Here is a 12233-nt window from a genome sequence, read left to right as displayed (position 1 = left end):
GGTTACTTCAGGAAGTCGGGGACGTCGAGCTCGTCGTCGTCGTCGAACGCCGGGTCGGCGGCGCGCTGCACCGGCGGCTGGTGTTCCTGCGAGGCCCAGGACGGGCTCGACGTGGTGGAGTCCTCGATCGCACCGGTCGAGGCGGCGACGGGCGCCGCTGCGCTCGACTCCGGGTCGACGTAGCTCGAACGACGTTCCTTCTGCTGCTGCGCCGGCTCGCCGCCGTCGAAGCCCGCGGCGATGACGGTCACGCGGACCTCGTCGCCCAGGGTGTCGTCGATGACCGCACCGAAGATGATGTTCGCCTCGGGGTGCACGGCTTCCTGCACGAGACGCGCGGCGTCGTTGATCTCGAAGATGCCGAGGTTCGAGCCACCCTGGATCGACAGCAGCACGCCGTGCGCACCGTCGATGGAGGCCTCGAGCAGCGGCGACGCGACGGCGAGCTCGGCCGCCTTGATCGCACGGTCGGCGCCGCGCGACGAGCCGATGCCCATGAGCGCGGAACCCGCACCCTGCATGACGCTCTTGACGTCGGCGAAGTCGAGGTTGATCAGGCCCGGGGTCGTGATGAGGTCGGTGATGCCCTGCACACCGGCCAGGAGCACTTGGTCGGCCGTGGCGAAGGCCTCGACCATGGAGATGCCGCGGTCGCTGATCTCGAGCAGGCGGTCGTTGGGGACGACGATGAGCGTGTCCACCTCGTCCTTGAGGCCCGCGACGCCGTTCTCGGCCTGCGACTGGCGACGCTTGCCCTCGAAGCTGAAGGGCTTCGTGACGACACCGATGGTCAGTGCGCCGATGGACTTCGCGATGCGCGCGACGACCGGTGCGCCACCGGTGCCGGTGCCGCCGCCCTCGCCCGCGGTGACGAACACCATGTCGGCGCCGGCCAGGGCCTCTTCGATCTCCTCGGCGTGGTCCTCGGCGGCACGACGGCCGACCTCGGGGTCCGCGCCGGCGCCGAGGCCGCGGGTGATCTCGCGGCCGACGTCGAGCTTGACGTCGGCGTCGCTGAGCAGCAGCGCCTGGGCGTCGGTGTTGATCGCGATGAACTCGACCCCACGGAGACCGAGCTCGATCATGCGGTTGACGGCGTTGACACCGCCGCCGCCGACACCGACGACCTTGATGACGGCGAGGTAGTTGTGGTTCGTGGTCACGTCAGTCAGGCCTCCGGTAGAACCCTCAACCTCTACTTGAAGTTCAGGGGCAATGCTGGTAGATGTGGTGCTGGCTCCGACGCTACGGGTGCGTTCGGCGCAGTGTCGCCCCGCCACGCCGCGTGTCGCCGATCAGGTCCGGCAATTCAGTCCTTGGCGCGGATCACGCCGTTGTCCGGTGCCGAGACGTCGTACTCGACGACGACGCCGGGGTTCCGCGCCGCGTGGTCCTTGACCAGCGCGGCGAGCAGTTCGGCCTTCGCGTCCGAGTCGTCCGGGCTCCCCCAGACGACGGTCGAGCCGTCCTTGAGCGTCAGGGTGACGTCGTCGGCCGTCGACCCGGCGACGCGCGTCACCTGGGACCGGACCGTCGAGGGCAGCGCCAGCACGACCTCGGTCATGGTGCGGAAGCTCGAGGACCCCAGGCGCGCGCGGGCGATGTCGGCGAGCGGCATGGTCGCCGGGCGCTTCGGCGACGACTGCACGACGATGCCCGCGGGGTCGACGAGGTCGAAGGTGCTGCCGGAGCGCACCGCGACCACCGGCGTGCGCTCGGTCACCGTGACGACGAGCGTGTGCGGCGGGGCCTCTTCGGTCACGTAGCTCTCGATGAGCGGGAACCCGGCGACGTCCCGCTTGATCGCGTCGAAGTCGAGCCGGGCCAGGGGCGTGCCGATCTGGTCGGACAGGGCCTGGCGGAGCGCGGACTCGTCGACGCGGTTCGTGCCCTTGACCTCGATCGTGCGGAGCGCCATCAACGGGGAGAACACCGCGACGAGGATCGAGACCCCGAGCACCAGGACGACGCTCGCCGCCGTGATCCACGCGGCGCGGCGGTGCCGGCTGCGCCGGGTGAACCGGCGGACCTCGGCACGCTCGAGCAGCCGACGGCGTCGCTTCGCGATGCGCGCCTCGCGGGCGGTCTCGGCAGCGCGCACCCGCGCCCCGATGGGCGCCTCGGCGTGCTGGTCGGTCCGGGAGGCACTGCCCGCGTCGAGCACGTCGGTCACGGTCGCGTCGTGGTCGCGTGCACTGCCCGCCGCGCCCCCGGACGGTCGTCGCGCCCCGTCTCCTCGGGGCGCGTTGCCCGCGTCGGGGCGCGGATCGCGGTGGTCCTCGTCCGGTGTGTACTCACGCAGGCGGTCGGCGACCGCCCCGAAGCCGGCGCCGACGCGCCGGCCGGCCGCGCCCGCGAGGGCGCCGACGCGGTCGCGCGTCGAGTCGGCGGCATCGGTGGTCGGATCCGCGCCCGCGGACGGTCGTCGCGCCCCGACGCTCGGGGGCGCATCGACCGCTGGGGGGCGCGATCCGGAGGGACCGGGTGCCGGAGTGCTGCCCGGGGTGGTGGAGGCCGGGGTCTCGTCGACCGGGGCGTCCGGGGCGGACGCGGGACGGGCCTCCCGGTCGTCGGCGACGCGTCCGCGGAACGGCAGCCGCGGCTTCGAGGGACCACGACGCTGCCGGGGCGCTTCCGCAGCCTCGGCCGGGGCGTCCCTGCGGGCGTCCCCCTCGTCGAACCCCTCGGGGCGCTTCACCGGGACGACGCTCCGTCGGTGCCCAGGGCGCCGAGCACCTGCGGGATGATCCGGTACACGTCGCCGCAGCTGAGCGTCATGATGATGTCGCCGTCACGGGCGACCGCGGCCGCGCGGGCCGCCGCTTCGTCCCAGTCGGGGAGGAACTCGACGCGCGACTGGTCGGCGAAGCGTTCCTGCACCAGGGCACCGGTCACGCCGGGCTCCGGGTCCTCGCGGGCGCCGTAGACGTCGAGCACGACCGTGTGGTCGGCGAGCTCCTCGTACACCTTGGCGAAGTCGCCGGCCATCAGGCGGGTGCGCGAGTACAGGTGCGGCTGGTGGATCGCGATGATGCGACCGTCGCCGACGACGTTGCGGGCGGCCTTGAGCGCCGCGGCGACCTCGGTCGGGTGGTGCGCGTAGTCGTCGTAGACCGAGACGCCGCGCTCGACACCGTGCAGCTCGAAGCGGCGCTGGGTGCCACCGAACGCCTCGAGCCCGCGGACCGCGTCTGCCGGGGCGACGCCGAGGCCGGTCAGGACCGCGAAGGCGCCGACGGCGTTGATCGCGTTGTGGCGGCCGGGCACGCGGAGGGTCAGGTGGTACGCCTCGCCACCGGCGCGGAAGTCGACCTCGACGCCCGCCGACTCGGTGATGCCCTCGATGCGGACGTCCGCGTCGACGGCCTCGCCGAACGTGACGATCTCGGGGGCGTCCTGGCGCTGGCGGATGCCCGCCGTGACCGTCTTCGCACCGGCGTCGTCGCTCGAGATGACGACGCGCTCGCTCGCCTTCGCGGCGAACTCGACGAAGGCCTCGGTGAAGGCCTCCTCGCTGCCGTAGTGGTCCAGGTGGTCGGCGTCGACGTTGGTGATCAGTGCCACGGCAACGTCGTAGAGCAGGAACGAGCCGTCGGACTCGTCGGCCTCGACCACGAACAGGTCGCTGGACCCCGGGGCCGAACTCGTGCCGAGGGACTGGATGACGCCGCCGTTGACGAAGCTCGGGTCGAGGCCGAGCTCGACCATCGCGGTGACGATCATGCCGGTCGAGGTGGTCTTGCCGTGCGCACCGGCGACCGCGACCAGACGGTGCTCGGCGATCAGGGCGGCGAGGGCCTGCGAGCGGTGCAGCACCGGCAGACCGCGGCGCTGTGCCTCGAGGAGCTCGGGGTTGTCGGGCCAGAGGGCGCTCGTGACGACGATGGTGTCGGCCTGGCCGACGTTCGCGGCGTCGTGACCGATGTGCACGGTCGCGCCGAGGTCGCGCATCGTGCCGGTCGTCTCCGTCTCGCGGGAGTCGCTGCCCGTCACGCGGTGCCCGGCGGCGAGGAACATCCGGGCGATCCCGCTCATGCCCGCGCCGCCGATGCCGACGAAGTGCACCGTGCCCAGGTCGTCCGGGATCGGCTGGGTCAGGTCCGGCTTGATGGTCATCGTTCCTCCGTGGTGCTGGGGGCCTGCTTCGCGGCGTCGAGGACCAGGTCGGTCATCCGGTCGGCGCCGTCGCGGTGGCCGACGCTGCCCGCCCGCACGGTCATGTCCGCGATGCGGGAGCGGTCCTGCAGGATGCTCAGCAGCTGGAACGTCACCCAGTCCTGGTCGAATTCCCCGTCGGCCACCAGGACGGCTCCCCCGGCGTCGACGACGTCCTTCGCGTTGTGGCGCTGCTCACCGTTGCCCACCGGGTACGGCACGAGCACGCTCGGCAGCCCGACGGCGGTCAGCTCGCACACCATCCCGGCACCGGAGCGCGACACGACGAAGTCGCTCGCCGCGTACGCCAGGTCCATCCGGTCGCAGTAGGGCAGCACGTGGTAGCCGTCGAGGTCGCTCGGGCCGATGTCCGACGCGGCGCCCACGACGTGCAGGACCTGCCAGCCGGCTCCGACGATCGCGGCGGCGGACTTGTTGATCGTCCGGTTGATGCTCCGTGCGCCCGAGGAGCCACCGGTCACGAGCAGCACGGGCCGGTCCGGGTCGAGCCCGAACTCGGCGAGCCCCTCGGCCCGGACGGCACGGCGGTCGAGCGACTCGATCTCGCGACGGAGCGGCATGCCGACGACGCGGCCGTGACGCAGGCGGGTGTTCGAGAAGGTCAGGCCGACGTGCTCGGTGAGGAACGCGGCGAGGCGGTTCGCGAGCCCGGGCTTCGCGTTCTGCTCGTGCACGACGATCGGGGTGCCGGTGCGGCGGGCGGCGATGTACGCCGGAGCGGCCGCGTAGCCACCGACACCGAGGACCACCTCGATCTCGTGGTCGCGGATGATCTGCTCGGTCCGCTTGACCGCCGCCGCGAACCGCTGCGGGAAGCGCAGGGCCGCGCCGTTCAGCTTCCGCGGGAACGGCAGGCGCGGGATCGTCAGCAGCTCGTAGCCGCGCATCGGCACGAGACGGGACTCCAGGCCCTCGGCGGTGCCCAGCACGAGCACCTCGGCGCCGGGCTCCCGCTCGGTCAGCCGGTCGGCGACCGCGAGCAGGGGGTTGACGTGGCCGGCGGTGCCGCCGCCGGCGAAGAGGTACTTGCTCACCGCAGTGGTCCGTTCGTGGAGGTCCGGCCGAGTGGGGCGTTCGTCAGGCCGGGGTCGTTCTTGCCGGGAAGGTCACGGGCGAAGGAGAGCACGACGCCGATCGCCACCAGGGTCATGATGAGGGCCGAACCACCGGCCGAGATGAGTGGCAGGGGCACACCGAGGACGGGCAGCAGGCCGAGCACGACGGCGATGTTGATGAGCGCCTGGCCGATGATCCACGCGAGGATGCCACCGGTGACGGTCTTCACGAAGGGGTCGCGGGACTGCCGGATGATCTTGATCATGCCGACGGCGAGCACCACGAACAGGCTGAGCACCACGACGGCGCCGATCAGGCCGAGCTCCTCGCCGATGATCGCGAAGATGTAGTCGTTGTCCGCCTCGGGCAGCCACGACCACTTCGCCTTCGAGTTGCCGAGGCCGACGCCGAACACGCCGCCGGACGCGAGCGCCCACATGCCGTGCACGGGCTGCCAGCAGATGTCCTGGTACTGGCTGGTGTCGGTGCACCCGGACAGCCAGGCGCTGATGCGGGTGGACCGCGAGGCCGAGGCCATCGTCACGAAGGGCAGCATCACGGCGAACGCACCGAGGCCGACGAGCAGGTGCCGGGCGCGGACGCCGCCGATGTACAGCGCGCCGAACACCAGGATGAGCATGACCATCGCGGTGCCCTGGTCACCGCCGAGGACGACGAGCCCGAGCGAGAGCATCGAGGCGATCCCGATCGGGATGAACACCTCTTTCCAGTCGTCGAGCTTGTCCCGCTTGACGTAGATGATGGCGCCGATGCCGAGCACCAGGCCGAGCTTCACGACCTCGGACGGCTGTGCGGTGAACGACCCGAGCTCGATCCAGTTCCGGTTGCCCTGGATGTCGATGCCGAGCGGGGTGAACACGAGCAGCTGCAGGACGAGCGCCGCACCGAGCAGCCGCATCGCCCACTTCCGCCAGATCCGGGTCGGGACCCGGCTGGCGATGAGCATGAGCGGCACGCCGAGCACGGCGTACAGGCCCTGGCGGGACGCCGCCCCGAAGAAGTCGTGGGTCGCCGCGTACTCCTCGACGCTCGACGAGGACAGCACCATCACGACGCCGAAGACGACGAGGAACAGCGTGACGCCGAGGATCGTGTAGAAAGTGCTGGACTCCGCGACAAAGACGTTCTTGACGGCGACGATCGCGCCGTTCGTCCGTCGTGGGGTCGTCGCGGTCCGGCCGTTACGGCTGTTCGGAAGATCCGTCGGTGTCGTCGCCATCGACTTCTCCTCCCAGGTGCTCGTTGACCGCGGCCGCGAAACGCTGCCCCCGGTCGGCGTAGGAGCCGAACTGGTCGAACGACGCAGCCGCCGGGGCGAGGAGGACGGTGTCGCCCGGCCTCGCGACCGATGCGGCATGCCGGACCGCCTCGCGCATGACCTGATCAGTGTCCGTCGTCTCCACCTGGAGCACCGGGACCGTGGACGCGTGTCGCGCGAATGCCTCGAGGACCGGGGTCCGGTCGGAGCCGATGACCACGACGGCGCGGACGCCGGGGCCGAAGCGCTCGACCAGCCCGTCGACGTCGACGCCCTTGAACAGACCGCCGACGATCCACACCACGGTGTCGAACGACGCGAGCGACGCGGTGGCGGCGTGCGGGTTCGTGGCCTTGGAGTCGTCGACCCAGGTGATGCCGTCCGCCTGGGCGACGAGCTCGGTGCGGTGGTGGTCGGCGCGGAACGCCCGGACGGCCGACTGGATGGCGCTCGGCTGGACGGTGCCGGCACGGGCCAGGGCAGCGGCGGCCAGGACGTTCATGGTCATGTGCGGGCTGGCGAGCCCGGCTGCCTCGAGGTCGGCGATGGTCGACAGCTCGAGCGCGCTGTTGCGGCGGTCGTCGTTGAAGGCCCGGTCGCACAGGACGTCCTCGACGATGCCGACGTCACCGGGAGCGGGGACACCGGGGGTGAAGCCGACCGCACGGCAGCCCTCCACCACGTCGGCCTCCTGCACCATCTGGCGGGTGGCTTCGTCCGAGGTGTTGTAGACGCACGCCATCACGGTGCGCTCGTAGACCTTGGCCTTCGCCGCGCGGTACGCCTCGGCGGAGCCGTGCCACTCCAGGTGGTCGTCGGCGATGTTCAGGCAGGCGCTCGCGAGCGGCACCACGGCGCCGTCACCGGAGGTCGCCGCGTAGTGCAGCTGGTGGCTCGAGAGTTCGACGACGAGCACGTCGTAGCCGACCGGGTCGCGGACGACGTCGAGCACCGGCACGCCGATGTTCCCGCACGCGACGGCACGCAGGCCGCCGGCCTCGTACATCGCAGTCGTGAGCTGTGTCGTCGTCGTCTTGCCGTTCGTGCCCGTGATCGTGATCCAGGGGGCCGCGACCGGGCCGCGGACGACCTTGTCGCGCACGCGCCAGGCGAGCTCGATGTCGCCCCAGACGGTGCTGTTCGTCACTGACCACTGCACGGTGGCGTTGTGCGGGGGCAGTCCCGGCGACACGATGACCACGTCGGGCGCCTGCTGCACCAGGGCGTCCGGCACGGTGTCGAGCGGCGTCTGCAGGAACCGGGCACCGATCACGTCGAGCAGCTCGACGCTGTCGGCGGGGGCGTCGGACGAGTAGACCGTCACCTCGCTGCCGAGCTCCACGAGCGTGTCGGCGACCGAGAACCCGGTGGCACCGAGGCCGAGGACGGCGACGTTGAGCCCCTTCCACCCTTCGGAGTACCAGCTGTCGAGGGACTGGAGGCGGGACGGCGAGGACACCGGGTCAACCAACGCGTGCGATCCATTCGAGGTAGAAGAGTCCGACCCCCGCCGCGACGAAGAGCCCGGCGATGATCCAGAAGCGGACGACGACGGTCACCTCGGCCCACCCCTTCAGTTCGAAGTGGTGGTGCAGCGGACTCATCAGGAAGATGCGCTTGCCGTGGGTGATCTTGAAGTAGGCCCGCTGCAGGATGACGGAGCCGGTGACGATGAAGAACAGGCCACCGATGAGGATGAGCAGCAGCTCGGTACGGCTGAGGATCGCGAGGCCGGCCAGGGCACCGCCGAGGCCGAGCGACCCGGTGTCACCGAGGAAGATCTGCGCCGGCGAGGTGTTGTACCAGAGGAACCCGATGAGCCCACCGCAGACCGCGGCCGCGACCACGGCGAGGTCGAGCGGGTTCGAGACGGTGTAGCAGGCGTGGGCGGTGTTGGAGTCGAGCCGTGCCCCGCCGCAGATCTGGTTCGACTGCCAGAAGCCGATGATGACGTACGAGCCGATCGCCAGGATGCTCGACCCGGTGGCCAGGCCGTCGAGCCCGTCGGCCACGTTCACGCCGTTCGACGTGGACACCGTCAACAGGACGATCCAGGCGAGGAACAGCACGGTGCCGATGACGGTGCCGAGCGCCATGAAGTCGAGCCACGGCACGTCGCGGATCGCCGAGATCATCGTGGACGCCGGCGGCTTGCCGTTCGACGTGGGCACGACCAGGGCGATCGTCGCGAAGATGACGCCGACGATGACCTGGCCGAGGATCTTGGCCCAGCCGCCGAGCCCGAGGCTCCGCTGACGACGCACCTTGAGGAAGTCGTCGATGAAGCCGACGAACCCGAGCCCGACCATCAGGAACAGCACGAGGAGCCCGGACAGCGTGATCGAGTCGCCTCCGATCAGGTGGCCGACGAAGTACCCGATCACCGCACCGATGATCAGGACGATGCCGCCCATGGTGGCGGTCCCGCGCTTGGTGTGGTGGGACTGCGGACCGTCGTCACGGATGAACTGCCCCCACCCGAGACGGTGGAAGAGCTTGATGAAGGACGGGGTGAGCAGCAACGTGAACACCAGCGACGTGGCGCCGGCGATGAGGAGCGCGATCATTCGGTGACACCTCCGAGGCGGTCGCCGAGGAATCGCAGTTCGGCAGACTTCGAGGACTTGACGAGGACGACGTCGCCGGGGCGGAGCATCTCCTGCATGGCACGGACGGCGTCGTCGACGTCCTCGATGTACACGGACTCGCCGTCCCACGATCCCTCGAGGGTGGCGGCCTGGTGGATGGGCATCGCGCCGCGGCCGACGACCACGAGCTGTCCGATGCCGAGGCGGACGACGAGCCGACCGATGCGGTCGTGCTCCTCGACGGAGTACTCACCGAGCTCGGCCATCTCACCGAGCACGGCGACGGTCCGCTCCCCCGGGCGCACGATCTGCGCCAGGGTCCGCAGCGCCGCCGCGGTGGAGTCGGGCGACGCGTTGTACGCGTCGTTGATGACGGTGACGCCCTCGGGGCCGCCCTGGAGCAGCTCCATGCGCCAGCGCTCGGCGCGCGTCATCGACGCGAGCGCCGCGGCGCCGTCGGCGAGCGGGACGCCCCACAGGTGGGCGACGGTGAGCGCGGCGGACGCGTTCATGGCGTGGTGCTCACCCAGGATCGCGAGGCGCACGTCGACGTGATCCGGGCCTCCCGACAGGGTCGCGTCCGTCGGACGGTCGCCTTCGTGGCGGACGGGAGGCGCGGTGAGGGTGAAGCGGGTGCCGCTGCGGTCCGTCTCGATGCCGGTGATGCGGTAGTCGGCCTCGGCCGACGTGCCGAAGCCCACCACCCGCGCGGCCGTCAGGTCGCGCATCGACGCGACGCGGTCGTCGTCGACGTTGAGCAGCGCCGTGGCGGTCTCGGGCAGGTCGGTGACCATCTCGGACTTCGCGCGCTGCGTCGCCTCGATGCCGCCGAACTCGCCGGCGTGCGCGAGGCCCACCTTGAGGACGACGCCGAGGTCGGGCTCGGCGATCGAGACGAGCTTGGCGATGTGGCCGACGCCGCTCGCACCCATCTCGACCACCAGGTACCGGGTGTCGTAGGTGACGCGGAGCATCGAGATCGGTGCGCCGACGTGGTTGTTGAACGAGCCCTCGGGCGCGACGGTCGCGCCGTGCTGCTCGAGGATCGTGCGGAGCATGTTCTTCGTGCTCGTCTTGCCGTTCGAGCCGGTGATGCCGACGACCCGCAGGGGTGCCGGGCGGCCGTCGGCGTCGACGCGGTCCGCGGTGCTCATCCGGACGCGCGTGACGACCTCGTGCGCGAGCGCGGCGAGGGCTTCGTACCCGTCGGTGACGACGATCTGCGGCGCGGTGGTGTCCACGCGCTCGGGCGTGATCACCAGGGCGGCACCGGCGTCGACCGCTGCGGGCACGAAGCGTCGGCCGTCGGTGACCTCACCGGGCAGGGCGAAGAAGACGCTGCCGGGGCGGACCAGGCGCGAGTCGGTCTCGACCGAGCCCTCGACGACCAGGTCGCCGGGCTCGGCGACGTCGGTCGCCTGCGCGCCGCCGATCAGCTCGCCGCCGACCGCGGTGGCGATCTCGGCGAGGGTCATGGCGATCATCGGACGTCCTCCGCCGGACCGGAGTTCGGCTCCCAGCCGGCCTCGCGCAGGGCCACGCGGGCCTCGTCGCGGGCGGAGTACGGCGTGCGGACGCCCTGGATGTCGCGGTAGTCCTGGTGACCCGGGCCGGCCCAGAGGATCGAGTCCCCCTCGCCGACCAGGCTCACGGCCGTGCGGATGGCGGCCTCGGGCGGGCTGACCTCGTGGATCTCGTGGTCGGGGTACGCCGCACGTGCGGCGTCGACCAGGGTCTTCCGGATCGACGCGGCGTCCTCGAAGCGGGGGTGGTGGTCGGTGACGACGAGGATGTCGCTGCCGGCCGCGGCCACGCGGGCCATGTCGCCGCGCTTCGTGGTGTCGCGGTCGCCGTCGGCGCCGAACAGCATGAGGACCTTGCCGGAGGTGAACTGCCGGACCGCGGCGAGGGTGTTCTCGAAGGCGTCGGCGCTGTGGCCGAAGTCGACGTAGACGCTCGGGCCGTGCTCGCCGGAGACACGCTCGGTGCGGCCGGGCAGGTAGCACTCGATGGCGGAGACGCGGTGGGTCTCGCCGTCACGCTCGCTCGCGTCGTCCTCGTCGGGGTAGCGGCGGTGGTTGCTCTCCAGCGCGTGCGCGATGGCACCCAGCTCGAAGCCGCCCTCGACGAGCATGACGATCGCGAGTGCCGCGTTCGCCGCCATGTGCCAGCCGATCAGCGGCACACGGGTGGTCAGCTCGCGGCCCTCGGGGCCGGTCAGACGGAACTCGGTGTAGGCGGCGTGCGCCTCGACGATGTCGACGTGCCACTCGGCCTCGACGTCGGGGTGCACGGTGATCGTGGTGACCGGGATGCGGGAGTCCTGCACCACGCGGTGACCCCAGTCGGTGTCCAGCGAGACGACGCCGCGACGGGCGTGCTCGGGCTGGAACAGCGGGAGCTTCGCCTGGTAGTACTCCTCCATGTCGGCGTAGTCGTCGAGGTGGTCGTGCGACAGGTTCGTGAAGGCCGCGACGTCGAAGACGATGCCGTCGACGCGGTGCCGGCTGAGGGCCTGGGCGCTGACCTCGACGGCGACCGCGCGGACCTCGCTCTCGCGCATGCGGGCGAGGAGCGCGTGCATCTCGCTGGCCTCGGGCGTGGTCAGGCGGCTCGTCACGCTGAGCGAACCGATGTGGCGCTCGGCGGTCGAGCTCAGGCCCGTGACCAGGCCGAGCTGCTTGAGGATGCCCTCGAGGATGTAGGACGTGCTCGTCTTGCCGTTCGTGCCGGTGACGGCGAACAGCTGCGGCAGGTCGGTGGCCTCGTCGGGGTGGGTGCGGTAGACCCACGCCGCGACGTCGCCGAGGGCGGCGCGGGGGTCGTCGACGACGAGCACCGGCAGGCCGGACGGCTCGACCAGTGCGACGCCGTCCTGGTCGGTCAGGACGGCGACGGCGCCGCGCTCGGCGGCCTCCGTCGCGAACTGTGCGCCGTGCCGGTTCGCACCGTGCACGCCGACGAACAGGTCACCCGGCTGCACCTCGGTGGCGCTCAGGGTGACACCGGTGGTCTCGATGCTGTCGACCGAGCCGACGACTCGCAGACCGAACGCGTTGGCGAGTTCGGAGACGGCCCTCGGGGTCGGGTGTTCGGGTCGGAGGACCGGGGGGATCCGTGCGGACAAGTGTTCC

At 71.3% G+C, this 12233-nt stretch carries 9 protein-coding genes; all 9 read right to left on the bottom strand.

Annotated elements, in window-relative coordinates; translation table 11 throughout:
- Positions 1–2: 2 nt before the first annotated feature.
- Positions 3–1163 (bottom strand): cell division protein FtsZ, encoded by a 1161-nt coding sequence (gene ftsZ / locus BIU91_RS10645; RefSeq protein WP_027465251.1) that lies wholly within the window; start codon positions 1161–1163, stop codon positions 3–5.
- Positions 1164–1309: 146 nt separating this feature from the next.
- Positions 1310–2698 carry an FtsQ-type POTRA domain-containing protein gene (locus BIU91_RS10640; RefSeq protein ID WP_084741071.1) on the bottom strand — a complete coding sequence of 463 codons (1389 nt, stop codon included), beginning with the start codon at positions 2696–2698 and terminating at the stop codon, positions 1310–1312.
- Complete coding sequence (gene murC, locus BIU91_RS10635; protein ID WP_071405420.1) at positions 2695–4116, bottom strand: UDP-N-acetylmuramate--L-alanine ligase; 1422 nt, start codon at positions 4114–4116, stop codon at positions 2695–2697. Before murC ends, BIU91_RS10640 begins: the two co-directional genes overlap by 4 nt.
- The gene (gene murG, locus BIU91_RS10630; RefSeq protein ID WP_071405419.1) at positions 4113–5210 is read right to left on the bottom strand and encodes an undecaprenyldiphospho-muramoylpentapeptide beta-N-acetylglucosaminyltransferase; all 1098 of its coding nucleotides are present in this window, start codon (positions 5208–5210) and stop codon (positions 4113–4115) included. Before murG ends, murC begins: the two co-directional genes overlap by 4 nt.
- Positions 5207–6472, bottom strand: coding sequence for a putative lipid II flippase FtsW (ftsW, locus tag BIU91_RS10625; RefSeq protein ID WP_071405418.1), 1266 nt, complete (start codon positions 6470–6472; stop codon positions 5207–5209). The genes murG and ftsW overlap by 4 nt, the downstream gene beginning before the upstream one ends.
- A complete protein-coding gene (murD, locus tag BIU91_RS10620) occupies positions 6435–7970 on the bottom strand; it encodes a UDP-N-acetylmuramoyl-L-alanine--D-glutamate ligase (protein ID WP_084741067.1) in 1536 nt (511 codons plus the stop codon). Before murD ends, ftsW begins: the two co-directional genes overlap by 38 nt.
- A 4-nt stretch (positions 7971–7974) precedes the next feature.
- Positions 7975–9078 (bottom strand): phospho-N-acetylmuramoyl-pentapeptide-transferase, encoded by a 1104-nt coding sequence (gene mraY / locus BIU91_RS10615; protein WP_071405416.1) that lies wholly within the window; start codon positions 9076–9078, stop codon positions 7975–7977.
- Positions 9075–10583 carry a UDP-N-acetylmuramoyl-tripeptide--D-alanyl-D-alanine ligase gene (gene murF / locus BIU91_RS10610; RefSeq protein WP_071405415.1) on the bottom strand — a complete coding sequence of 503 codons (1509 nt, stop codon included), beginning with the start codon at positions 10581–10583 and terminating at the stop codon, positions 9075–9077. Before murF ends, mraY begins: the two co-directional genes overlap by 4 nt.
- The gene (locus BIU91_RS10605) at positions 10580–12226 is read right to left on the bottom strand and encodes a UDP-N-acetylmuramoyl-L-alanyl-D-glutamate--2,6-diaminopimelate ligase (protein WP_071405414.1); all 1647 of its coding nucleotides are present in this window, start codon (positions 12224–12226) and stop codon (positions 10580–10582) included. Before BIU91_RS10605 ends, murF begins: the two co-directional genes overlap by 4 nt.
- Positions 12227–12233: the final 7 nt, after the last annotated feature.

The sequence above is a fragment of the Curtobacterium sp. MMLR14_002 genome (assembly GCF_001864975.1).
Classification (GTDB): domain Bacteria; phylum Actinomycetota; class Actinomycetes; order Actinomycetales; family Microbacteriaceae; genus Curtobacterium; species Curtobacterium flaccumfaciens.
This window is presented reverse-complemented; position numbering and strand designations above follow the sequence as displayed.